This window comes from Micromonospora sp. WMMA1998 (genome assembly GCF_027497375.1).
In the GTDB taxonomy this organism is placed as follows: Bacteria; Actinomycetota; Actinomycetes; order Mycobacteriales; family Micromonosporaceae; genus Micromonospora; species Micromonospora sediminicola.
The window spans coordinates 3,807,380-3,830,276 of the sequence record NZ_CP114911.1; the positions used below are offsets into that span (position 1 = coordinate 3,807,380).

General features: G+C 73.5%; 21 protein-coding genes and 1 tRNA gene. 9 read left to right on the forward strand and 13 right to left on the reverse strand.

The window, feature by feature from the left end:
• Position 1: 1 nt before the first annotated feature.
• The 6 genes from O7600_RS17180 to O7600_RS17205 form a co-directional block, all read right to left on the reverse strand.
• Positions 2-472, reverse strand: coding sequence for a hypothetical protein (locus O7600_RS17180; RefSeq protein WP_281588614.1), 471 nt, complete (start codon positions 470-472; stop codon positions 2-4).
• 138 nt (positions 473-610) lie between these two features.
• Entirely contained in the window at positions 611-4,189 is a 3,579-nt protein-coding gene (locus O7600_RS17185) for an adenylate/guanylate cyclase domain-containing protein (RefSeq protein ID WP_281588616.1), read from the reverse strand.
• A complete protein-coding gene (locus tag O7600_RS17190; protein ID WP_281588618.1) occupies positions 4,186-4,980 on the reverse strand; it encodes an MBL fold metallo-hydrolase in 795 nt (264 codons plus the stop codon). The genes O7600_RS17185 and O7600_RS17190 overlap by 4 nt, the downstream gene beginning before the upstream one ends.
• Positions 4,981-5,098: 118 nt before the next feature.
• On the reverse strand, positions 5,099-5,560 hold the full coding sequence (locus O7600_RS17195; RefSeq protein WP_091568559.1) for a RidA family protein: 462 nt from the start codon (positions 5,558-5,560) through the stop codon (positions 5,099-5,101).
• Positions 5,561-5,565: 5 nt separating this feature from the next.
• A complete protein-coding gene (locus tag O7600_RS17200) occupies positions 5,566-5,721 on the reverse strand; it encodes a DUF4177 domain-containing protein (RefSeq protein ID WP_013289021.1) in 156 nt (51 codons plus the stop codon).
• A gap of 62 nt (positions 5,722-5,783) precedes the next feature.
• Positions 5,784-6,227 (reverse strand): hypothetical protein, encoded by a 444-nt coding sequence (locus tag O7600_RS17205; protein WP_281594183.1) that lies wholly within the window; start codon positions 6,225-6,227, stop codon positions 5,784-5,786.
• A 334-nt stretch (positions 6,228-6,561) separates the two neighbouring features.
• Between O7600_RS17205 and O7600_RS17210 the strand changes: the two genes are divergently transcribed.
• Genes O7600_RS17210 through O7600_RS17220 form a run of 3 tightly spaced genes read left to right on the forward strand, consistent with a single transcriptional unit; the run spans position 6,562 to position 9,386 of the window.
• Complete coding sequence (locus tag O7600_RS17210; protein ID WP_281588619.1) at positions 6,562-7,179, forward strand: hypothetical protein; 618 nt, start codon at positions 6,562-6,564, stop codon at positions 7,177-7,179.
• A gap of 26 nt (positions 7,180-7,205) precedes the next feature.
• Positions 7,206-8,180, forward strand: coding sequence for an ArsA-related P-loop ATPase (locus O7600_RS17215; protein WP_281588620.1), 975 nt, complete (start codon positions 7,206-7,208; stop codon positions 8,178-8,180).
• 54 nt (positions 8,181-8,234) lie between these two features.
• Positions 8,235-9,386, forward strand: coding sequence for an ArsA-related P-loop ATPase (locus tag O7600_RS17220; RefSeq protein ID WP_281588621.1), 1,152 nt, complete (start codon positions 8,235-8,237; stop codon positions 9,384-9,386).
• Positions 9,387-9,407: 21 nt separating this feature from the next.
• Here O7600_RS17220 and O7600_RS17225 read toward each other — a convergent pair whose 3' ends face one another.
• Positions 9,408-9,728 carry a WhiB family transcriptional regulator gene (locus O7600_RS17225; protein WP_043327856.1) on the reverse strand — a complete coding sequence of 107 codons (321 nt, stop codon included), beginning with the start codon at positions 9,726-9,728 and terminating at the stop codon, positions 9,408-9,410.
• 404 nt (positions 9,729-10,132) lie between these two features.
• On the opposite strand from O7600_RS17225, the gene O7600_RS17230 reads away from it, so the two are divergent.
• Positions 10,133-12,571: a transglycosylase domain-containing protein gene (locus O7600_RS17230; protein WP_281588622.1), complete on the forward strand. Its 2,439-nt coding sequence runs from the start codon at positions 10,133-10,135 to the stop codon at positions 12,569-12,571.
• 73 nt (positions 12,572-12,644) lie between these two features.
• On the opposite strand, the gene O7600_RS17235 is transcribed toward O7600_RS17230, so the two are convergent.
• On the reverse strand, positions 12,645-13,100 hold the full coding sequence (locus tag O7600_RS17235) for a GatB/YqeY domain-containing protein (RefSeq protein ID WP_281588623.1): 456 nt from the start codon (positions 13,098-13,100) through the stop codon (positions 12,645-12,647).
• Positions 13,101-13,125: 25 nt separating this feature from the next.
• Between O7600_RS17235 and O7600_RS17240 the strand changes: the two genes are divergently transcribed.
• The gene (locus O7600_RS17240; RefSeq protein WP_281588624.1) at positions 13,126-14,019 is read left to right on the forward strand and encodes a metallophosphoesterase; all 894 of its coding nucleotides are present in this window, start codon (positions 13,126-13,128) and stop codon (positions 14,017-14,019) included.
• 135 nt (positions 14,020-14,154) lie between these two features.
• Positions 14,155-14,231, forward strand: a tRNA-Pro gene (locus O7600_RS17245).
• Between the two features lie 56 nt (positions 14,232-14,287).
• Here the strand turns inward: O7600_RS17245 and O7600_RS17250 are convergent.
• Positions 14,288-15,100 (reverse strand): nucleotidyltransferase domain-containing protein, encoded by an 813-nt coding sequence (locus tag O7600_RS17250; protein WP_281588625.1) that lies wholly within the window; start codon positions 15,098-15,100, stop codon positions 14,288-14,290.
• Positions 15,101-15,193: 93 nt separating this feature from the next.
• Between O7600_RS17250 and O7600_RS17255 the strand changes: the two genes are divergently transcribed.
• Entirely contained in the window at positions 15,194-15,901 is a 708-nt protein-coding gene (locus O7600_RS17255; protein ID WP_281588626.1) for an HAD family hydrolase, read from the forward strand.
• A gap of 266 nt (positions 15,902-16,167) precedes the next feature.
• Positions 16,168-17,271, forward strand: a complete 1,104-nt coding sequence (locus O7600_RS17260) for an ionic transporter y4hA (RefSeq protein ID WP_281594184.1) — start codon at positions 16,168-16,170, stop codon at positions 17,269-17,271.
• Positions 17,272-17,284: 13 nt separating this feature from the next.
• Here O7600_RS17260 and O7600_RS17265 read toward each other — a convergent pair whose 3' ends face one another.
• A complete protein-coding gene (locus O7600_RS17265; protein ID WP_281588627.1) occupies positions 17,285-17,758 on the reverse strand; it encodes a hypothetical protein in 474 nt (157 codons plus the stop codon).
• Between the two features lie 110 nt (positions 17,759-17,868).
• Between O7600_RS17265 and O7600_RS17270 the strand changes: the two genes are divergently transcribed.
• A complete protein-coding gene (locus O7600_RS17270) occupies positions 17,869-19,152 on the forward strand; it encodes an MFS transporter (RefSeq protein WP_281588629.1) in 1,284 nt (427 codons plus the stop codon).
• 66 nt (positions 19,153-19,218) lie between these two features.
• On the opposite strand, the gene O7600_RS17275 is transcribed toward O7600_RS17270, so the two are convergent.
• The 3 genes from O7600_RS17275 to O7600_RS17285 form a co-directional block, all read right to left on the reverse strand.
• The gene (locus O7600_RS17275; protein ID WP_281588631.1) at positions 19,219-20,961 is read right to left on the reverse strand and encodes a bifunctional metallophosphatase/5'-nucleotidase; all 1,743 of its coding nucleotides are present in this window, start codon (positions 20,959-20,961) and stop codon (positions 19,219-19,221) included.
• Between the two features lie 403 nt (positions 20,962-21,364).
• A complete protein-coding gene (locus O7600_RS17280) occupies positions 21,365-22,045 on the reverse strand; it encodes a histone deacetylase (protein WP_281588633.1) in 681 nt (226 codons plus the stop codon).
• A 5-nt stretch (positions 22,046-22,050) separates the two neighbouring features.
• On the reverse strand, positions 22,051-22,830 hold the full coding sequence (locus tag O7600_RS17285; protein ID WP_281588635.1) for a phosphodiesterase: 780 nt from the start codon (positions 22,828-22,830) through the stop codon (positions 22,051-22,053).
• Between the last annotated feature and the right edge of the window lie 67 nt (positions 22,831-22,897).

Consider the following 22,897-nt stretch of genomic DNA (forward strand, 5'->3'; position numbering starts at 1 on the left):
CTCAGCGCGCCGCGTCGGGGGCCGGCGCCGGCGCGGAGTCGTCGGGCCGGATCGACCCGGACGTGCCGGCGGCCGCCCGGCGGGCGTCCCACCACAGGCCGACGGCGGTCGCGACCGCGCCCAGCCCCTCCCACGCCGCCACCCCGAAGAACCGGTCCGGCGCCACGTCGGAGAGCACCGCGATGGTGAACACGGTGAACGTGACCAGCCGGAACCAGACGGTGAACCGGTAGAACGGGCGCCACTCGGTGGCGACCGCGAGCAGGTAGTAGACCCCCATGTTGAACGAGGCCATCGAGGACGCGGTGAGGAACGTGCCGGTGTAGTCACCGGGGGCGCGCTCCGCCGGCACCTCGAAGCCGAGCAGGCGCAGCTGCGTCTCCGGCCAGATCAGGCCCAGCGCGCCGAGCAGCAGCGCCAGCAGCCCGAAGACCGCGATCGTCCAGCCGGCGCCGGAGCGCGGCAACCTCATCGTTCCTCCCCAGCAACGGTCCGCCGGTGACCGCTCGGGCACACCGGTGGTGGCCGTCGATCCCGACGGCAGCCGCCCCACGCTAACCGGCCCCACCGACGAGCACATCCCCGGAACCGGCAGAACAGGGGTGGGTGGTCAGCCGCCGGCGAGACGGGCCCGCAGCGCGTCGGCGGCGGCCCGCTCGCTGCGCTGCTCGGTCGCGTACGCCAGACGCACCGCCTCCTCGGCGCCGGCCAACGCCTCCGCCGGACGTCCGCAGGCGTCGAGCGCCTCGGCCAGGACCAGCTGCGCCACCACCTGGCTGCGGACGTCCTCGGCCGGGGCGGAGACCGCCCGCCGCGCCCAGTCCAGCGCCTGCTCGCGCTGGCCGTGGGCGAGCAGCGCGGTGGCGTACCGGGCCATCGTCTGCCGGCGGGAGAACAGCAGCGACGGCGCGTTGGCCGCGCCGGTGGCGACCGGGGCGAGCAGCCCCACCGCGGTGCCCGGGTCGCCGGCCGCGACGCGGGCCATGGCGAGCAGCACCCGCGGCGCGACCTGGGCCGGAGCCTGCGGGTTGTGCGGCTCCACAGTGGTCAGCACCGACCGCGCCTCCCGCTCCGCGGTCTCGTGGTCGCCCATGTCCAGCGCCACGAAGCCGCGCAGCGTGCCGGCCATCCCGGTGAGCAGCGGGTGGGTGGTGCGGTCGGCGTAGGCCAGCGCGTCGGTGAACAGGTCGGCGGCGTGCTCCGGCTCGCCCAGCCCGCGGGCCACCACGCCACGCACCACCAGCGCGAAGCCCTGCCCCCAGTCGTCGCCCACCTCGGCGAAGTCCCGGTAGGCGCGGCGGGCCGCCCGGTCCGCCTCGGCCAGGTCGCCCAGTTCGGCGGTGGCGTACGCCTCGACCGCCCGCAACGTGCCCACCGCCCACGCCTCGCCGACCCGCTCCCCGAACGGCAGGAAGACCCGCGCCAGCCGGCACGCCTCCCGCAGCCGGCCGGCCAGCAGCCGGGCGAACGCGGTGGTGCCGCGCAGCCAGGCCCGCCCGTACGGGTCCTTCAGCTCGGCGAACAGCCGGGCGGCCCGGCCGAGCACCGCGTCGGTGCCGGCGAAGTCGCCGCGGGTGGTGGTCACCCAGGCCAGGTTCTGCAACGACCAGGCCTGCCCGCGCGGATCCCGCGCGGCGAGACTGACCTGGTAGGAGGCGGCCAGGCGGCTGCTCGCCTGCCCCAGCCGGCCGGCGATGAAGTCGGCCATGCCGAGCCGGCGCATCGCCGAGGCCCGCACCGTGGGCAGCTCGGCGTCGGTGGCCACCTGCAACGCCTCCTGCCAGCTGCGCTCGGCCCGCTCGGCGTCGCCTAGCGTCTGCTGGGCCTGCCCGGCGAGCAGCAGCGCGGCGGCCCGGATGGTGGGTTCGCCGGTGTTCGCGGCGATCTTCTCGGCCGAGGCCAGCGCGTCGGCCGGGCGACCGATCTGCAGCAGCGCCCGGGCGTGCACCACCCGGTCGGCCGGCGGCACCCCGTCGCGGGCCAGTTCGGCGGCGCGCTCGGCGTACTCGACCGCCATCGCCGGTTCCCCGGAGCGCAGCGACCGGCGGGCCGCCCGGCTCAGCGCGGCCACGCCCAGCGGGGCGACCGCCCGGGCCGGCGCGTCCGGGCGGAGCTTGACCGCGTCGGCGAGCCGGGTCGCCCACTCGACGTGCTCGGCGACGAAGTCGTCCCGGGCCGCCTCGGTGAACCCGCCGGCCGGCGGGCCGGTCCCGTCCACGCTCTCCGGCGCGGCCCAGCGGGCCAGCGCGGCGTGCCGCTCGGCCAGCTCGGCCTTGCTCACCCCGGCGTACGCGGCCTCCCGCATCAGCGGCGTGGCGAACGCGAACCCGGTGCGGGTGCGGTGCAGCATCCGGCGTTGCAGCAGCTCCTCGATCGCCCGGTCCAGCTCGACCGCGGCCACCGCGGCGGGCCGACCGTCCCGCCCGACCCGCTGTTCGCGCAGTGCCTCCAGCGCGCCGCCCGGCACGGTGTCACCGACCACCGCCGCGTCCCGCAGCACCGAGCGGGCGTCCGGCGGCAGCGCGTCGATCCGGGCCGCGAGCACGGCGGCGAGGTCCCGGGAGAGCAGCCGGCTGCCCAGCGAACCGGGGGCGAGGCGCCAGCCGACGTCCGCGCCGCGACCCGGCCCGGCGGTCAGCGCGCCGCGCTCCATCAGCAGCGTGACCAGCTCGGCCAGGTAGAACGCGTTGCCCTGGGCGGTGGCCAGCAGCCGGTCCGTGTCGGCCTGGGGCAGGCGGCCACCGGCCAGGTAGCTGGTGAGCAGCCGGGACGCGTCCGCGCCGCGCAGCGGCGGCAGCGCGTGCACCTCGGCGTCCGCGAGCCGGGTCAGCGCGCCGGCGGTCCGCACCAGCTCGGGCCGGCCGAGCAGGAGCACCAGCACCGGGCCGGAGAGCCGGTTGAGGGTCAGCGCCAACGCCTTGACCGTCTCGGCGGTGGCGTCGTGCAGGTCGTCCACCACGATCACCAGGGGCGCCTCGCCGGCGAGCGCGCTGAGCAGGTCCGCGACCGCGTTCGGCACCGCTTCGGCGTCCGGTGGCGGGGCCGCCGCGTTCCACTCGCCGGTCTCCGTCCCGGCGGGCAGTTCGGCGTACCCGAGCAGGGCCAGGAGCTGGTCGACGGCGATCGGCGGCAGGTCGCCGGGATGTCGGGCGAGGCGCTGCCCGAGCCGGCGCAGCCGTTCCTCGACGGCGGCCCGGGTGATCGCGGTCGCCGCGTCGTTGGGCAGGCCGACCGCCGCGCGGACCAGGTCGGCCAGAGGCGCGAGCCGGCGGCGCTCGCCGAACGCGGCGCAGCGGACCGAGAGCACCCGGGCGCCGGTGTGCGCCGCGTACCTGCCCGCGCCGACGTCGTAGCCGGCGGCGAGGCGTTCCACCTCGGCCGCGAACCGGGACTTGCCGATGCCCGCCTCGGCGGTCACCAGCAGCACCCGGGGCTCACCCCGGTCGATCACCTCGGCGAGCCGGCCGGCGACCCGGCCGATCTCGGTCTCCCGGCCCACGAAGGGAGCCTCGTCACCGAGTCCGGAGCGGGTGCCCGGCGCGTCCAGCAGGCCCAGCAGCTCGTACGCCTCGACCGGCTCGCGCTTGCCCTTGAGCCGCAACGGGCGCAGCGCCCGCCAGGAGGCCACGTGCCGGGTGGCGGCGGAGGTCCGCCCGCCGGCGTAGACCGCGCCGACCGCGGCGGCGTCGGCCAGCCGGGCCGCCGTGTTCACGGTGTCACCGATGACCGTGTATTCGATGGCCGCCTGGATCCCGGCGATCACGTCACCCGTGTTGAGCCCGACCCGCAGGCCCAGCGGCGCGCCGCCGCCCCGTTCGTCGTCCAGCACCCGGCGGACCGCCCGCTGCATGGACAGCGCCGCCCGCACGGCCCGCTCGGCGTCGTCCTCGTGCGCCACCGGCGCGCCGAAGACCGCCATGATCCCGTCGCCGGTGAGCTTGTCGACGTGCCCGCCGAACGTCTTGACCGCGCCGGCCAGCGCGGCCAGCACCCGGTCGGTGACCGCGCCGACCCGCTCCGGGTCCAGGTCCTCCGACCAGGAGGTGAAGTCGGAGAGGTCGCCGAAGAGCACGGTGACCACCCGGCGCTCGGCGGCCGGCAGCGTGGCGGCGGCCGGCAACGCGGCCCCGCAGTTGTGGCAGAACCGCGCGCCGGGCACGGCGACGGTCCCGCACACCGGGCAGGTCACGGCTGTTCCACCCCGAGGTATTCGAGCTGGGCGCGGACCGACCACTCGGCGGCCCACCACAGCGAACGGTCGACGTCGGCGTAGACCACCGCGACCACCTCTTGCGCGGTGGTGGCGCCGGCGGCCACCGCGGCACGCACCTGGTCGAGCCGGGCCCGCCGGTGGGCCAGGTAGAACTCGGCCGCCGCGCCGCAGTCGGCCAGCGCCGGGCCGTGGCCCGGCAGCGCCCGGACCCCGCGGTACGTGGAGAGCAGCTCCAGGCTGGACAGGTAGTCACCGAGGTCGCCGTCGGGGTGGGCGACCACGGTGGTGCCCCGGCCCAGGATGGTGTCGCCGGTCAGCACGACCCGCTCGTCGCCGTGCGCGGCCAGCAGGCAGATCGAGTCGGCGGTGTGCCCGGGCGTGCTCAGCAGCCGGACGTCGAGGCCGGTGTCGAACGTGCTGTCGGCGGTCAGCGGCGCCCCACCGGCGGTGTGGGCCGGATCGGCGGCGAGCACCGGCACGCCGCCGAGCAGCTCGCGCAGCCGGGGCGCCCCCTCGGTATGGTCCGCGTGCCCGTGCGTGATCAGCACCAGCCCGACCGGCCCGTGTGCCGCGATCGCGGCCAGGTGCGCCTCGTCGGCCGGCCCCGGGTCGACCACCACGGCCGGCGCGTCCGGGCCGGCCCGCAGCACCCAGGTGTTCGTCCCGTCGAGCGTCATCGGCCCCGGGTTCGGCGCCCGCAGCAGCGAGACCCACCCGGGCAGCTCATCCGCGAGCGCCCCTGCGGCCCCGCTCACACGACCACCCATGGCAGCGATCGTACGACCCCGCCCGCCACTCCCCGCGATCTTGCAGGCCCGGCCCCGGGTTTGTCCCCGTCTGGGGCTTGTGCCGGGGCGGGAACTGCAAGATCACGGGGACGGGGCGTTACGCCACCTCGACGATGACCTCGACCTCGACCGGGGCGTCGAGGGGGAGTTCGGCCACGCCTACCGCGCTGCGGGCGTGACGGCCGGCCTCGCCGAAGACCGACCCGAACAGGTCGGAGGCGCCGTTGATCACGCCGGGCTGACCGGTGAAACCGGACGCGCTGGCCACGAAGCCGGTCAGCTTCACCACCTTGACCACGTTCTCCAGGCCGACCAGCGCGTCGATCGCGGCGAGCGCGTTCAGCGCGCACCGCTGCGCCAGGTCCTTCGCCTGCTCGGCGGAGACGCCGTTGCCGACCTTGCCGGTGGCGAGCAGCTTGCCGTCGGCCATCGGGAGCTGACCGGAGACGTACACGTGCTGCCCGGACTGGACGGCCGGCACGTAGCTGGCCACCGGCGGCACCACCTCGGGCAGGTCGAGACCGAGCTCGGCGAGCTTCGCGTGGGGTCCGTTGCTCATGGTGCTCAGCCCTTCGGGCGCTTCAGGTACGCCACGAGCTGCTCCGGGTTCGGGCCGGGCACCACGGAGACCAGCTCCCAGCCGTCCTCACCCCAGTTGTCGAGGATCTGCTTGGTCGCGTGGACCAGCAGCGGGACCGTGGCGTATTCCCACTTCTGCATCGGAGGAAGGCTCCCTTGCCTGACTTGGACTTCGGTCAGGCACAGCCTACGGTCCGCCGCCCTCAGCGGGACGCGGGACGCTGCTCCGGCGCGGGCGGCTCGCCGCACGGGCCCTCGTGCTCGTAGCGCTGCGGGCAGCGGCTGCGGTCGGGCAGCAGCAGGTCGCAGAAGACGCGGTGCCGGTTGTTCTGGTCGTCGGCGGTGGAGACGGTGGTCTCGCCGGCGTCCAGCTCGACCAGGAAGCCCAGCGAGGTGGCCACCGTCCCGGCCAGCGCGGTGGCCGCCGCCAGGTCGGGCACCCGCACGGGCAGGTGGATGACGTAACCGGGCTCCTCCTCGTCGCGCCCCCGCCCGGCCGGCCGGACCAGCGTGCGGACCACCTCGACGGAGGGCCGGTACGACCGCTCGTTGAACGGCGTGCCCGCGCCGGGAACCTCGGCGTCGCCGGGCCGCCCGGCCCGGTCGCCGGGGAACTGGGCTCGGGGAATGTTCTCCGCGTCGCGCATCCGCTGCCTCCGGGCGTCGTACCTGTTCACCACCACCACCATCCGGCTCGGGACCTCCCCGGTCCGGCCCCCCGCGTCGCGACGAACGTAGGACCTGGAGCCAGTCCCGGCAACGGGACGCGCACGTCTGATCACGTGAAGTCACATATGCGACACAAGGCTGGTCCGGAACACGACCACGACGTGGCGCCCGGCACGGGCGTACGCGGGGCTGGCAAGCGGCCCGGCAACCGCTACCCTTCCGGACTGGGCGCGCGCCGTCGCTCGCCCGCACCTCGACCCCGTGCCCGTCGCCTGGGGCGGCGACGGGCGCGCCGCAACCCGGGGGAGACACATGACCCAACCGCCCGTCGGTGGCGCCACCGGCACGCCCGGCGACCCGATCCCGCAGCCGGCGCCCGCCGGCCCCACGCCGCCCGGGCCCGGCGTTCCGGCCCCCGGCACCACACCGCCGCCCGGGTCCGGTCCCGCTCCCGGCCAGCCGGCGTACCCGGCGGGGCCGCCGCCGCGCAAGCGTCCGACCCTGTTGATCGCCTCCCTCGTGCTGGCCGCGGCGGTGCTGCTCTGCGGCGGCGGGGGGACGGCCGCGTTCCTCGCCCTGCGCGACGGCGAGGACGGCCGCGGCGCGAAGGAGCCGCAGGTGGCGGTGGAGGGCTTCCTCAAGGCGGTCTACCAGGAGCGGGACGCCGAGAAGGCGGCCACGTTCGTCTGCCCCGCGGCCCGCGACGACCGGAAGATCGCGGCCAAGGTCGCCGAGGTGCAGAAGTACGCCGGGCAGTACCAGAACCCCCGGTTCCGCTGGACCAACCCGGTGGTCGACAACCAGACCGGCGACCGGGCCACGGTCTCCACCCGGGTCACCATGACCACGGCCGACGAGAAGGTCGCCGACCAGGAACTGCGCTTCACCGTGGTGCAGAAGACGGGTTGGTGGGTCTGCGAGGTCGCCTGATCCGCCGGGCTGGTTAGGCTCGACGGGTGGCAGCGAGTGAGCAGCCGGCCGAGAACGCCGGCAGATGGCCGGCCCGCCTGCACGTGGTGACCGGCAAGGGCGGCACGGGGAAGACCAGCGTGGCCGCCGCGCTGGCCCTCGGGCTGGCCGCCGGAGGCCGGCGCACCCTCCTGGTCGAGGTGGAGGGGCGGCAGGGCATCGCCCAGCTCTTCGGCACCGAACCGCTGCCGTACGAGGAGCGGCACCTCACCGACGCGCCGGGCGGCGGTGAGGTGCGGGCCCTGGCGGTCGACGCCGAGGCGGCGCTCCTCGAATACCTGGACATGTTCTACAAGCTGGGCGCCGCCGGCCGGGCGCTGCGCAAGCTCGGCGCGATCGACTTCGCCACCACCATCGCCCCGGGCCTGCGGGACGTGCTGCTCACCGGCAAGGTCAAGGAGGCGACCACCCGCACCAGCGGGTCCCGTCGGGCGTACGACGCGGTGGTGCTGGACGCCCCACCGACCGGACGGATCGGCCGCTTCCTCAACGTCACGGCGGAGACCGCGCGGCTGGCCAAGGTCGGCCCGATCAAGACGCAGAGCGAGGGCGTGTCCGCGCTGCTGCGCTCGCCGATGACCGCGGTGCACGTGGTGACGCTGCTGGAGGAGATGCCGGTCCAGGAGACGCTCGACGCGGTCGCCGAACTGACCCAGCTCGGCTTCCCGGTCGGCCGGGTGATCGTCAACGGCGCCCGCCCGCCGGTGCCCGCCGGCCGGGCGGTGAGCGCGGCGGAGCTGAAGCGGGGGTTGTCCGCCGCCGGTCTGCCGACCGACGCCCGGACCGTGGCCGGGCTCGCCGCCGAGGCGCGCGACCAGCGGGTACGCCGTGAGCTGGAGGACTCGCTCCGCGGTGACCTGGTGGAGCTGGGGCTGCCCCTGACCGAGCTGCCGCTGCTGCCCGGCGGGGTCGACCGGGCCGGGCTGGAGACGCTGGCCGAGGTCCTCGTCCGGGCGGATTGACTCACACCTGCGGCCGGCACGGAGCAGAGACGCCCTCGGGACCGATACGCTCGATTGGTGCCTTCCGAAGACGCGGCGCCTCCGCTGGACGTCGACCAGATCCTCGCCGACCCCGGCGTGCGGATCGTGGTCTGCTGCGGGGCGGGCGGCGTGGGCAAGACGACCACCGCGGCGGCGCTGGCGCTGCGCGCGGCCGAGCAGCACGGCCGGCGGACGGTGGTGCTCACCATCGACCCGGCCCGCCGGCTGGCCCAGTCGCTCGGCCTGACCGAGCTGGACAACACGCCCCGGCAGGTCAAGGGCATCGACGTCGAGTCCAGCGGCGGCGAGCTGCACGCCATGATGCTCGACATGAAGCGCACGTTCGACGACGTGGTGCTCCAGCACACCGACCCGGCCAAGGCCGCGGAGATCTTCGCGAACCCCTTCTACCAGGCCATGAGCTCCACCTTCGCCGGCACGCAGGAATACATGGCGATGGAGAAGCTGGGTCAGCTGCACGCCCGGGGCGAGTGGGACCTGATCGTGGTGGACACACCGCCGTCCCGCTCGGCGCTCGACTTCCTCGACGCGCCGGCCCGGCTGTCCCGGTTCCTCGACGGCCGGATGCTGCGGCTGCTGCTGGCCCCGGCGCGCACCGGCGGGCGGAGCATGTTCAGCCTGGTGACGGCGAGCTTCGGGATGTTCTCCAAGGTGGTGCAGAAGGTGCTCGGCGCGCAGCTGCTCACCGACCTGTCCGGCTTCGTCGCCGCGCTCGACTCGATGTTCGGCGGGTTCCGGCAGCGGGCCGAGCAGACGTACCGGATCCTGCAGGCCGGGGAGACGGCGTTCCTGCTGGTCGCGGCGCCGGAGCCGGACGCGGTACGGGAGGCGGCCTACTTCGCGGGCCGGTTGGGTGAGGAGCGGATGCCGCTGGCCGGGCTGGTGCTCAACCGGGTGCACGAGCCGGCGGTGCCGGAGCTGACCGCGGCGGAGAGCCTGGCCGCGGCGGAGCGGCTGGCGGCCGAGGGCGGGCACGAGGGCACCGTCGAGGTGTTGCGCGCGCACGCCGCGCTGGCCCAGCAGGCGGTACGCGAGCAGCAGGTGGCGGCCCGTTTCACCGAGGCGTTCCCGGCGGTGCCGGCGGTGTCGGTGACGGCACAGCCCGCCGACGTGCACGACGTCGACGGGCTGCGGACGATCGGTGAGGCGATCAGCGGGCGGTGATCCCGCCGACCCGCGTGGCGGTCAGGTGGCGGTGGTGACCAGGACCTTGTCCTTGCCGGCCTTCTCCTTGGCGTTCTTCTTCATGGCCGCCTCGAACATCTTGCGCCAACTGGTCACCTGCGGGTGCCGCCGCAGCAGCGCGCGTCGCTCGCGTTCGGTCATGCCACCCCACACACCGAACTCGATCCGGTTGTCGAGCGCGTCGGCCAGGCACTCGTACCGAACTGGGCAGCTCCGGCAGATCCTCTTCGCCACGTTCTGTTCGGCGCCCTGTACGAACAACGCGTCCGGGTCCCCGTTCTGACACGCCGCCAGTGACGGCCAGTCAGTGATCATGCCCATCTGTACACGTCCCCCCTTGCAGTACCTACCGACTTCGCGCGAGCAGCCAGCTCTTCGGAACCCCCCGGTCGTCCGGCCGGCCTCCCCAGGGCGGCGCGGACGACGTGTGGCTGCGGTCGCCGCCACCATCATGCTGGGTAGTCGTACGATTACGCAACGTTGTCGGCTAAATCCATCATTCCGGACACTCCCGGCTTCCCGGGCCTTCGCCCGCCGTCTACCCGGCTCGGGTACGGGAAAACGCTGCGCCGCGTCCGAAGTCCGGAGGACACTTCCGCGATCTCACGCAACCCCGCACCAGGGCTCGTGCGTTTAGCACAACGAGGCCGGCGCGTGCAGGAAATGGGGAAAGTTCCCCGCGCGCCCGCCGATCCCTGCTCGCGTACCCTGTCGAGGTGACCTGGATGCGGAAACGTGACCACAACGTGTTTACCAACGCCGCATCGCTACTGATCTGTGGCCTACTGGCCGGCGTGGTGGTCGCCGCGGCGGCCTTCCCCGCAGTGGCGATGTCCGGACTTGCCGCCAAGGCGGGTGCCGAGACATTCGGCGCGCTGCCCAAGGAACTGACGGTGGCCCGGGCCCCGCAGATCACCTACCTGCTGGCCTCGGACGGCAAGACGCCGCTGGCCACCATGTACGACGAGAACCGCAAGGACGTCAAGCTCAAGGACATCTCGCCGTACATGCAGAAGGCCATCGTCGCGGCCGAGGACCACGACTTCTACAAGCACAACGGTGTGGACCTCAACGGCGTGGCCCGGGCGTTCGTCAACAACCAGTCCGCCGGCTCGTCCCGGCAGGGCGCGTCGACGCTCACCATGCAGTACGTCCGGCTGGCCATCTCCTACTCGGCCACCCACCCGGCCGACGTGGTCGCCGCCACCGAGGACACCAGCACCCGCAAGCTGCGCGAGATGAGCCTGGCGCTCCAGGTCGACAAGGAGCTCTCCAAGGACGAGATCCTGGAGCGCTACCTGAACATCGCCGCGTTCGGCAACGGCGCCTACGGCATCTACGCCGCCAGCCAGGTCTACTTCGGCAAGCCGCCGAGCAAGCTCGACATCCAGGAGTCGGCCATGCTCGCCGGCCTGGTGAAGGCGCCGACCGACTTCAACCCCACCACCAAGGCCGGCTACCCGGACGCGGTCGGCCGGCGTGACTACGTCATCGACAACATGGCGCAGATCGGCGCGATCACCCAGGCCGAGGCGGACGCCGCCAAGAAGGTCAAGCTCGTGGTCAAGGGCAAGCGCACCCCGAACGGCTGCGTGCAGACCACCACCCGTTCCTGGGGCTTCTTCTGCGACTACTTCTACCGCTGGTGGCTCCAGCAGGAGACGTTCGGCGGCACCTCGTACGACCGCGAGCGGCGGCTGAAGAGCGGCGGCTACAGCATCGTCACCAGCCTCGACGTGCAGGCCCAGAAGGCCGCCGACAAGGCGGTGCGCAACCACCTGAGCGAGAGCAGCAAGGCGGCCCGGATGGTGGCCGTGATCGAGCCCGGCACCGGCCGGGTGCGGGCCGTGGCGGTGAACCGGAACTTCAAGCTCGACGACCCGGCCAACCCGCAGAACAAGATCTCCAGCGACCCGCGCAAGGCCAAGAAGAAGATCCGGGGCAACTACCCGAACACGGTGAACCCGCTGATCACCGGCGGCCCGGGCATCGCCGGCTATCAGGCCGGCTCGACCTTCAAGATCTTCACGCTGGTGGCCGCGCTGGAGAAGGGCTACCCGCTCAGCTACACCATCAACGCGCCGGATCAGTTCAAGTCCGACTACCCGGTCGAGTTCAACTCACCGGCCGCCTGCAAGGGCACCAGCAAGTACTGCCCGACCAACGCCAACAAGTCGATGGCCGGCACGCACACCATGTGGAGCGGCTTCGGCTTCTCGGTGAACACGTTCTTCATCGACCTCCAGCAGCGGGTCGGCGCGGAGAACGCGGTCAAGGCGGCGCAGAAGATGGGCATCTCGTTCCGCTCGTCCAGCGACGCACAGCTCGCCGCCAACCCGCACCAGTGGGGCGCGTTCAGCCTCGGCGTCTCGCAGACCACCCCGCTGGAGCTGGCCAACGCCTACGCCACGCTGGCCGCCGACGGAAAATACTGCGAGCCGATCCCGGTGCAGGAGATCCGCGGGCCGGACGGCGAGAAGCTCGACATCGCCAAGCCGCAGTGCGAGCAGCGGATCAGCACCGAGGTGGCCCGCGCCGCCGTCGACGCCGCCCGCTGCCCGGTCGGCGACCGCTCCTCCACCTCGAAGTGCGGCACCGCCACCGCCGGCAACGTCCGCGGCATCGTGAAGGCGCCGGTGGCCGGCAAGTCCGGCACCACCGACTCGGAGAAGACCTCCTCGCTGGTCGCCATGACCAAGCAGTACGCGGTGGCCGGCATCATGGCCGACCCGGACTGGGCCCAGACCACCCAGAAGATGGGCCACGACGTGCCGAACGGCATCAACCCGGCGGTCTACGAGACGCTGCGGGACGCCATGAGGGGCAAGGAGCGGAAGGACTTCACCCCGCCCAGCGGCAAGATCGTCCTGGGTGACCAGCGCTCGATCCCCGGCGTGAAGTGCGAGTCCGTCGAGACCGCGAAGTCCCGGCTGAAGGGTGCCGGCTTCGAGCCGGTCGTCTCCAGCAACAAGGTGCCGTCGGAGTGCCCGGCCGGCACCGCGGCCGGCACCAGCCCGGACGGGCGCACCATCAAGGGCGGCGTGGTCATGATCGAGGTCAGCTCCGGCCCGGGCGGGCCGGCGCCCGGCAACAGCGCCGGTCCGGGCGGGCCCCCGGCTCCCCCGGGCAACGGCAACGGCCGGCCGGGGCGTCCACGCGGCTGACCGGAGAGCGACGACGGGCGGGCACCCCAGGGGGTGCCCGCCCGTTTCGTCGGTCGGCGGCGGTCGGAGGCGGTCAGAGGCCGAGCTGGCGGCGCACCTCGGCGGCGACCCGGCCGCCCTCGGCCCGGCCGGCCACCGCACCCTGGGCCGCCTTCATGGCCGGGCCCATCTGCGCCTTGCCGGTGAAGCCGCCCGCGGCGAGCGCCCCCGCGACCAGCTCGGCCAGCTCCTCGTCGGAGAGCTGCTTCGGCAGGTAGCGCTCCAGCACCTCACCCTCGGCGGTCTCCTTGCCGGCCTGCTCGGCGCGCCCGGCGTCGGCGAAGGCGGTCGCCGCCTCACGCCGCTTCTTCGCTTCCTTGGTCAGCACCGCGAGCACCTCGTCGTCGCTGAGCTCGCGCTTTTCCCGGCCGGCGACCTCGGCGGTGCCGACGGCCGCGAGGGCCATCCGCAGCGTGGAGGTGGTCAGCTCGTCGCGCGCCTTCAGGGCGGCGCGCATGTCGGCGGTGAGACGGTCCTTCAGCGTGCTCATGGACGGTGAAACTACCCTGAACGCCATGCGAAAGCGCACACTATTCCGGCTCGCGGCCGGGACCGCCGCCGTCGGCGCGGCCACCCTGGCATACGCGTCGCTCCTCGAACGCAATCTGTTCACCCTCCGCCGGTACGACGTGCCGGCGCTCCCGACCGACGCCGAACCGCTGCGCGTGCTCCACCTGTCGGACCTGCACATGATGCCCGGCCAGCGCCGCAAGCAGGACTGGGTGGCCTCGCTGGCCGCGCTCGACCCGGACCTGGTGGTGGTGACCGGCGACAACATGGCCGACCCGGAGGCGGTGCCCGGCGTGCTGCGCGCCCTGCAACCGCTGCTCGACCTGCCCGGCGCCTTCGTCTTCGGCTCCAACGACTACACCGGGCCGGTCCTGAAGAACCCGTTCGCCTACTTCCTGCCCGACCGGGAGTACACCGAGGGCGTGGCGCTGCCGTACGAGGAACTGCGCGACATCCTCACCGGCGCCGGCTGGGCCGACCTGAACAACGCCCGCACCACGCTCAAGGCCGGCGGCCGGGAGATCGAACTGGTCGGGGTGGACGACCCGCACATCGAGCGGGACGACTACGACGCCGTGGCCGGTCCGGTCGGCGACTCCGCCGCGCTGTCGATCGCCCTGGCGCACTCGCCGGAACCGGCGGTGCTGGACCGGATGGCCGCCGACGGCTTCGGGCTGCTGCTCGCCGGGCACACCCACGGCGGGCAGGTCTGCGTGCCCGGGTACGGCGCGCTGGTGACCAACTGCGGGCTGCCCCGGTCGATGGCGCGCGGGCTGCACCGCTGGCCCGGCTCGGACTCGTGGCTGCACGTCTCCGCCGGCCTGGGCACCCACCCCACCGCCCCGGTCCGCTTCGCCTGCCCGCCCGAGGCGAGCATCCTGACCCTGATCTCCCGCTGACGGATCGCTCGGCAGATCTTGGTACGCGCCGGCCCGTGGGAGGGCGGCCGCGTACCAGGATCGGACGCCGGCGGCGAGGCAGGGGTACCGAGTTTGACCTCGGAGGCGGGTGGGCTACTATTTGTCGGCACGCCTCGGGGTGTGGCGCAGCTTGGTAGCGCGCTTCGTTCGGGACGAAGAGGTCGTCGGTTCGAATCCGGCCACCCCGACCAGAGGTCAGAGGGCACATCCGATCCATGGATGTGCCCTCTGGTGCATCCCCGCCCGTTCACTTCCGGAAGATCTGCAGCTCGTCTCCCCAGCCGTCGAAGACGGGGGTCAGCACCGGCCCGGAACGCTCGTCGTCGAAGGTCGCGCAGAGCCTCTCGACCCGCGCGAAGGTGGTCCGGATGGCGGCCGGATCGCCGTCCAGGGTGGCCTCCACCAGGGGCAGGAGTTCGCCCGCCTCCCACCCGGGCAGTGGGTGTTCACCCAGTTCCCAGGGCAGGTACTTGTGGTAGGGGCGCACCCGTCCGGCCAACGTGAAGATGACGTCCAGCAACCAGGGCACCGACTCGGCGGCATCGAGCCGGCATTCCAGTCCGCGCCCGTCCCGATCGCTCTTGAGGGCGCGGTAGGCATAGTTCAGCCACCCGTCCAGGCGGTCGTGCTCGACCAGGATCGCCTCCGCCTCGTCGGGCGTGACCGTGGCCGCTCGATGAAGCGCTACCGGCAACCGGCCCTCGGTGCGGTCAAGGAGGATCGGGACCCAGGCGAACGACCAGCGGAACCACCAGCCCCCGCTCCCGAACGGCGGCACCTCTTCCAGCTGGGACAGCGGGACCGGAATCTCGTCGACGTCAGGGGATCGGGTCGTCCTGCGGCCGCCCATGCCCTCGTCGGTGAGCACGACGTAGACGTCCAGGTCCGAGCGCTCGGTGGCGACACCCCGGCCCACCGAACCGGAGAGGACCAGGCCCAGCAGGTCCGCGCCGTGATCCGCGTCGTTCCGGGCCGCCAGCTCGGTCAGCAGGCGGCGGCGCTGAGGGGAGAGACCTGACGGGATGGTCAGGCCGAGGGGAGAGTGCGTCACGCGCAGCACCCTTCCCTCCCCGAACCGTCTGCGGCAAGCACGTTCCGCGTCTCCGGAGAAGGGCCGGAGTGACGGCGGTCGCCGTCTCAGTAGGATGCCCGCATGGCCCGGCCGGTGATCTTCGATCTGTTCCACACCCTGGTCCACGGGGCCGACGCCGAGCGCGACCGGGTGGTCGGCGAGATGGCGCTCGTCGTCGGGGTGCCGCCGGACGCGCTGGTCGCCGCGTACCACGCGACGTGGCGTGACCGGCTGGTCCGCTGGGACGTCGAGGAGACGATCCGGATCCTCGCCGGCAGGCTCGGCGGCACGCCGACCGACGAGCAGGTGAGCCGGGCCGCCGAGCACCGCCGGGCGCTCGCGCGCCGGGTGCTGGGCAGCGTCTCGCCCGCCGTCCTGGACGTGCTCGACGCGCTGCGCGCGGGCGGGCGGCCGCTGGCCCTGATCAGCAACGCGACCGCCGAGACCGCCGAGGCGTGGCCCGGGACCGCCCTGGCCCACCGCTTCGACGTCACGGTCTTCTCCAGCGACGTCGGGCTGGCCAAGCCCGACCCGGCGATCTACCGCCACGCGGCCGAGCGGCTGGGCGTCGCACCCGGCGACTGCTTCTACGTCGGTGACGGCGCGGACGGCGAGCTGGCCGGGGCAACCGCGGTCGGGATGACCGTGCTGCGGACCACGGAGCACCAGGACACCGACCCGGTTTGGGACGGGCCCTCGTTCGCGAGCCTGACCGAACTGCCCGCCCTGCTCAACGGTTCGCTCCCAGGTCGAGCACGACCAGCTCCGCCTCCGTCGTACGCAGGGTGAGCAACCTCGGGGGTGCACCCCGGCCGGGCCACGCCGCACCGAGCCGGGCGAGCGCCGCCCGACGTGCCCGGACGAACTCCTCGAACGCCGGTTCGGCACCAGCCATCGGCCACCTCCTGCCACCGGGGCGCCCGAGCGGTGTGGACTGTCGCACCGCCACGGCGGCGGGCGCTCGCGGCGTCGAGCGGGACGGGAACAAGCGGTGCGAAGGCGTCCGGCCACGGGCGGTTGATCGATTCACCTGGCATGGTTGACGCATGCCAGCGATGATCCGATCCCGCCTGACCGATTGGACCACTGTCGTACCCCTGGTCGCCGTGCTCCTGCTCGTGGTCACGTGGGGCCGGGAGCTGCCCGGTGTGCTCATCGCCGTGGTGGCCGCACTGCTCGCGGCCGCCGTGCTGGCGGCCGTGCACCACGCGGAGGTGGTGGCCCACAAGGTCGGTGAGCCGTACGGCTCACTGGTGCTGGCGGTCGCGGTCACCGTGATCGAGGTCGGTCTGATCGTCACCCTGATGATCAGCGGTGGGGACAAGACGCAGGCGCTGGCCCGGGACACCGTCTTCGCCGCCGTGATGATCACCTGCAACGGCATCCTCGGTCTGGCCCTGCTGCTCGGCGCGCTGCGCCGTCAGGTGGCGGTGTTCAACCCGGAGGGCACCGGCGGGGCCCTGGCGACGGTGGCCACCCTCGCCACGCTCAGCCTGGTGGTGCCGACGTTCACCACGAGCCGCCCCGGTCCGGAGTTCTCCCCCGCTCAGCTCGCCTTCGCGGCGGTCGCCTCGTTGGCTCTCTACCTGCTCTTCGTGATGGTGCAGACCGGCCGGCACCGCGACTACTTCCTCCCGGTCACCCAGGAGGGCAGCATCATGGCCGAGGACCGCGACGGCGACGGGCACGCCGAACCGCCGTCCACGCGTACCGCCCTGGTCAGCCTGGCGCTGCTGGTCGTGGCGTTGGTCGCGGTGGTCGGCGACGCGAAGACCATCTCCCCGGCGATCGAGTCCGCCGTCCAGGCGGCCAACCTGCCGCAGGCGTTCGTCGGCGTGGTCATCGCCCTGCTGGTGCTGGCGCCGGAGACGCTGGCCGCCGCCCGGGCGGCCCGACGGGACCGGGTGCAGATCAGCCTCAACCTCGCCCTCGGTTCGGCCATGGCCAGCATCGGCCTGACCATCCCGGCCATCGCGATCGCGTCGATCTGGCTGGACGGCCCGCTGCTGCTGGGTCTGGGCGGCACCCAGATGACGTTGCTCGCGCTGACCGCGGTGACCGGCGTGCTGACCGTGGTGCCCGGGCGCGCCACCGTGCTCCAGGGCGGGGTGCACCTGGTGCTGCTCGCCGCGTTCGTCTTCCTGGCCGCCAGCCCGTGACCGGCTCGGCCGGTCAGTCGTGCAGCTCGGTGCGGGCCACTTCGGCGAACGCCGCGTTCAGGTAGTCGGCGAACGGCCGTCCGGTGACCGCGAGCAGGTCGGCCACGAGCAGCGGGGCGTGCCGGGCGACGGCCGCCGGGTCGGGCGGGTTCTCGTCGTCGCCCGGGTCGTAGACGCCGAGCGCGCCGGCCAACAGCACCAGCAGCACGTGCGGGTCGACCTCGGGCCACCACGTGGCGGCCGACCGGGCGCAGCGCTCCAGGACCTGACGCACGTCGTCGCCGTCCAACCCGTCCGGGTGCCCGTCCTCCAGCAGCAGGCGCACCGCGCCGCCGAGCACCAGCCCGGCCCGGTCGGCCACGGCGAGCCGTTCGACGGCCGGGCGGTACGCGGCCCCGTCCCGGTCCCGGGCGGCGGCGACCGCGCCCGTGGCGGTCTCGGCGATCTCGCGGGCCGGGGCGGGCAGGTGACGCCAGGTCGTGCTCACCGGGCCAGCATGGCAGACCGGGTGTGCTTGCTCACCTTCCGGCTCCGCGCCCGTGGCGGGCGCGGGGTAAACGGGTCGCGGCCGTCGTACCCGCCGCACAGAATCCAGCCATGCTGCGCCGCGCCCTGCCCGCCCGTCCCGAAGCCCGCCGGATCCTCATCGGCACGCTGCTCTCCGCGGTCGGGCGCGGCCTCACCCTGCCGTTCCTGTTCATCTACCTGACGGACGTACGCGGGCTGACCGACGCCCGGGCAGGTCTGGTGATCGGCTGGTTCGGCGCGGTGACGTTGGCGCTCTCTCCGCTGGGCGGGACGCTGATCGACCGGTTCGGTGCCCGGCGGGTGGTGCTGCCGTGCCTGGTGGTCGAGGCGGTCGGCACCGGGTCGCTGGCGCTGGTCGACTCGACCGCGTCGGCGTTCGGGGTGATGACCCTGGTGGCGGTCGGCAGCTCGGCGATCTGGGCCGGGCAGAACACCATCCTCGCGTCGCTCACCGGCGACGGCGAGCGACAGCGTGTCTTCGGGTTGAACTTCGCCCTGCTCAACCTCGGCATCGGCGTCGGCGGCCTGATCTCCGGCGCGGTGGTCGACGTGGCCCGGCCGGCCACGTTCCAGGCGATCTACCTGCTGGACGCGGTGAGCTATCTGACCCCCGCCCTGATCCTGCTCACCCTGCCCCACGTCGGGCGTCGCCCGGCCGCGACCGCGGCCCCGGAGGGCGGCGTCACCCCGGTCAGCGGTGGCTACCTGACGGTGTTGCGGGATCGGCCGTTCCGCCGGCTGGTCGTCTTCGGCCTGGTGCTCACCACCTGCGGGTACGCGCAGATCGAGGTGGGCTTCGCCGCGTACTCGGTGCGGGTGGTGGAGGTGACGCCCCGCGTGGTGGCATGGGCGCTGGCCGCGAACACCGTGATGATCGTGCTCTCCCAACTGCTGGTGCTCCGCCGGCTGGAGGGGCGCAGCCGCACCGGCGCGCTGGCGACGGTCGGCGCGGTCTTCGCGGGCGCCTGGCTGGTGCTCGGTGCGGCCGGTGTCGTCGGCGGTGGCAACGCGGTGCTCGCGGCGCTCGGCGTGGTGGCCTGCTCGGCGATCTTCGGGTTCGGCGAGACGATGCTGTCGCCGGTGATGCCGGCCCTGACCAACGCGCTGGCCACCGACGAGCTGCGCGGTCGGTACAATGCCATGAGTTCGATGATCTTCGGGATCAGCGGGGTGGTCGGCCCGGTCACCGCCGGGCCCCTGATCGGCGCGGCCGACGGGCGGGTGTGGGTGGCCGTGGTGGTGGGCGGATGCCTGGCCGCCTCACTGCTCGCCCTGTCACTGCGCCCCCTGCTCACCGCCGCGCAGGACGGCCGCCCCACCCCCGCGCCGGAGTCCCTGCCCACAGCGGCCTGACGCCCGACCCGGACGAGCAACGGGCCCCGGAGCAGCGCTCCGGGGCCCGTTGGCGGTGCGGTGCCGTCAGGCGGCGGGAACCTCCGCGGTGGTCCGGATCCGGTCCAGCGCCGGCGCGGACACCGGCGACTTCTCGGTCAGGTACGCGGTGAAGGCGTCCAGGTCGATCTGGCCGGTCACCGCGTTGGTGCCTCCGGTCAGGACGCTGAAGCCGTCGCCACCACCGGCGAGGAAGTTGTTCACCGTGACGCGGTAGGTCGCGGTGTCGGTCACCGGGGTGCCGTTGATGGTGAGGCTGCCCCGGACCACCCGGGTGCCGGCGCACGGGGTGCCAGCCGGCGCGGTGGCGCCGTTGACGTCGACGACGTAGTTCACGGTCGAGGACGCGTAGAGCACCCGGGCCACGGTGAACTGCTGCTCCAGCATGCAGTAGAGCTGGGCGCCGGTCAGGTCCAGCGTCACCAGGTTGTTGGCGAACGGCTGGACGGTGAACGCCTCGGCGTAGGTGACCGGGCCGGCGTCGAGGTCGGCGCGGACACCACCGGGGTTCATGAACGCGGCGACCGCGTTCTGCTCGGTGTCGGTCGCGGCGAGCTGGGCGTCCGCGATCAGGTTGCCCAGCGGCGACTCACCGGTCTGGTACGTCGGCTTGCCGTTCGCGTCGACCCCGGTCTGGTACAGGTTCTCCTGGGTCTTGGTGATCGCGGTGGCGGTCTCGCCGACCACCCGGTCGGCCACCGGGCCGAGGGCGGTCTTGTACCGGTTGATCAGCTCGGTCGAGGCCGGGTCCTTCTCGACGGTCCGGGTGACCACGACGTTGTTGGCCGACGCGCTGATGACGTCCCGGGTACGCGGGTCGATCTTCAGGTTGATGTCGGTGACCAGGCGGCCGAACGAGCTGGCGCTGGTGACCAGCTTGCCGTTGATGTTGCAGTTGTACGCGGCGTGGGTGTGCCCGCTGACGATCACGTCGATGGACGGGTCCATCCGGTTGGCGATGTCGACGATCGGGCCGCTGAACCCGGTGCAGTCGTTGATGCCGCCACCGTTCTGCACACCGCCCTCGTGCAGCAGCACGACGATGCTCTTGACGCCGAGCAGCCGCAGGATCCTGGCGTACTTGTTGGCGGTGTCGGCCTCGTCGGTGAAGCGCAGGCCGGCGACGCCCTGCTGGCTGACGATGTTCGGGGTGCCCTCCAGGGTCATCCCGATGAAACCGATCGGCACACCCTTGACGATCTTGATGCCGAACGGCTGCATCAGCGGCAGGCCGGTCTTGGTCTTGAAGGCGTTCGCCGAGAGGTACTTGAACGTGGCGCCCTCGAACGGGGTGCCGTCGGCGCAGCCGTCCACCGGGTGGCAGCCACCGCGCTGCATCCGCAGCAGCTCGGCCGCGCCCTCGTCGAACTCGTGGTTGCCGACGCTGGCGAACTCGAGCCCGGCGAGGTTCATCTCCTCGATGGTGGGCTCGTCGTGGAACGCGGCGGAGAGCAGCGGCGAGGCGCCGATCAGGTCACCGGCGGCGACCGTGACCGTGCCCTTGCCCTGCTGCTGGGCGGCCGCGCGCATGGCCTTCAGGTGGCTGGCCAGGTATTCCGCGCCACCGGCGGGCTGACCGTCGATGGTGCCGCTGGACCCGCTCGGCGGCTCCAGGTTGCCGTGGAAGTCGTTGATCGCGAGCAGCTGGACGTCGACCGGCTTCGAGTGGGCCTCGGCCTGGTCGGGGGTGACGGCGACCGCGCTGAAGGCGGTCACGGCGAGTGCGGCCAGGCCGACGGCGGCCCGGCGGCGCATCCCGGGGACGGACATGGAACTCCTCGTGAGATACCGGCGCGTGGTGTCCGGACGATGGTTCGCCCGGTGACCCTGATCCGTGCCGTGACAGGGGTCGATCGCGGAAGGCGGCACTCGGGGGAACGCCGCCCCGCCGGGGGTAGCTTCTCATCCACCGGCCCGCAGGTCGACCGGGGCGGCATCCGGAATCCTCGCCCCGCTGGGCGACCCGTGCCGGTCTGCCCGACGAGTCCGACATGACGGTCAGGTGAATTCCCGCACGGGGCACGCTGTCGTTCCGCGGTGGCACCCAGGGCGCCGGCCCCCAGGGACCAGGGAGCCGGCGCCGTCGCTCATGTCACGCGGAAACCGTTGCGCTGGCAACCTTCCTAACCGGAAAAACTCCCGGCGGACCACCCGTCGCGAGCCGAACGGTCGTTCACACCGGACGGACCGGCACCCGAACCGAACTGTCCGAACTCGACTCACCGTCGGAGGGAGGTCCTCCGCCGGCCACCACGCGCAGCGCCGACCGGCTCCACCGACCGGCGACCCCGGGCCGGCCCGCCAGGTAGTCGACGGTCCGCGCGACGTCCCAGCCGTGCGCCTCCCGCAGCCCCCGCGCCAGCATGCCGAGGTAGACCGGCGCCGGCCGGGTCCACGGCACGTCCACGGCCCGGTGCGGGGCGGTGAACGTGAGCATCGGCAGGCCGTCGTGGGTGCCGACCCGCAGCAGCGTCTCGTAACGGCCCGCCCCGAGCGTGGCCCGGCCGGTGGTGATCGCCGCGCGGATGCCGCCCAGGTCCGCGCCCGGTGGCCGGTACATCTCCTGCGCCGCGATGTCGGCGAACTGTTCGACCGTCACCAGGTAGCCCCGCGCCGCCGCCCGGCCGGGCAACCCCGGGTCGTAGAACGCCATCCCGCCGGTCCAGGCCCGGGACTCACCGGCGAAGTAGACGCCGCCGGGGATCAGCGCCGCGACCGTCCGCTCCGGTGGTCGGCAGTCCCGGCAGCCCGGGTACGTGCGCAGCCCGCCCGGCGGACGCCCGCCGCGCAGATACCAGTCGAGCCGCGCCGCGTGCAGGTTGGAGCCGTACGCGACATACCAGAGGAGCGGCACTGCGGTTAGAACCAGCAGGTCCGCCCCGCGGCGTGGCTCACCTGGACGGTGTGCGTGACGCAGCCGCCGTCGGCCACCCGGTGCAGCAGGAACGCGGTCGGCTCGGCGACCAGGCCGATCTCCTCCTCGTCGGTCATGGTCAGGCTCGCCTGCACCCAGGTGCTCGGCGCGGTGGTCAGCACCGTGCCGGCGAACGCGCTGGCCACCGGGCGGTGCAGGTGACCCGCGGCGACGCGTACGACGTGGGGGTGCCGCGCGACCACGGCGGCGAGCGCGTCCCCGTCGGCGAGCCGGATCGCGTCGGCGGCCGGGATGCCCACCGCGATCGGCGGGTGGTGCAGGCACACGACGGCGGGCGCCTCCGGGCGGCCGGCGAGCACGCCGTCGAGCCAGTCGAGCTGCTCGTCGCCGAGCCGCCCATCGGAGCTGCCCGCGGTGAGCGAGTCGAGCACCACGAGCGTGGCGTCCGGATGGTCGACGTGGTAGTGCGCGGAGAACCCGCCGGCCAGGTGGGGGGTGCCGCCGAACGTGTCAAGCAGTGACTCACGGTCGTCGTGGTTGCCGGTGGCCAGGTGGACGGGCAGGGGGAAGCGCCCGACGATCTCGCGGAGGGCGAGGTATTCGTCCGGCCGACCGTTGTTGGTGAGGTCGCCGGTGATCACCACGCAGTCGGGCCGGGGACGCAGGGCGAGCACCGACCCGAGCGCCCGGTGCAGTCCGGAGGCCGGCTCGGCGGCGAGCGGACCGGTGGTCACGTGCGGGTCGCTGAGCTGGGCGATGAGCATCGGCGCCTCCTCGGGGGCCCGGGGTCTCCACGCTATCGCCGCCGGGCCGCGCCGCGCAGGCCCGCGG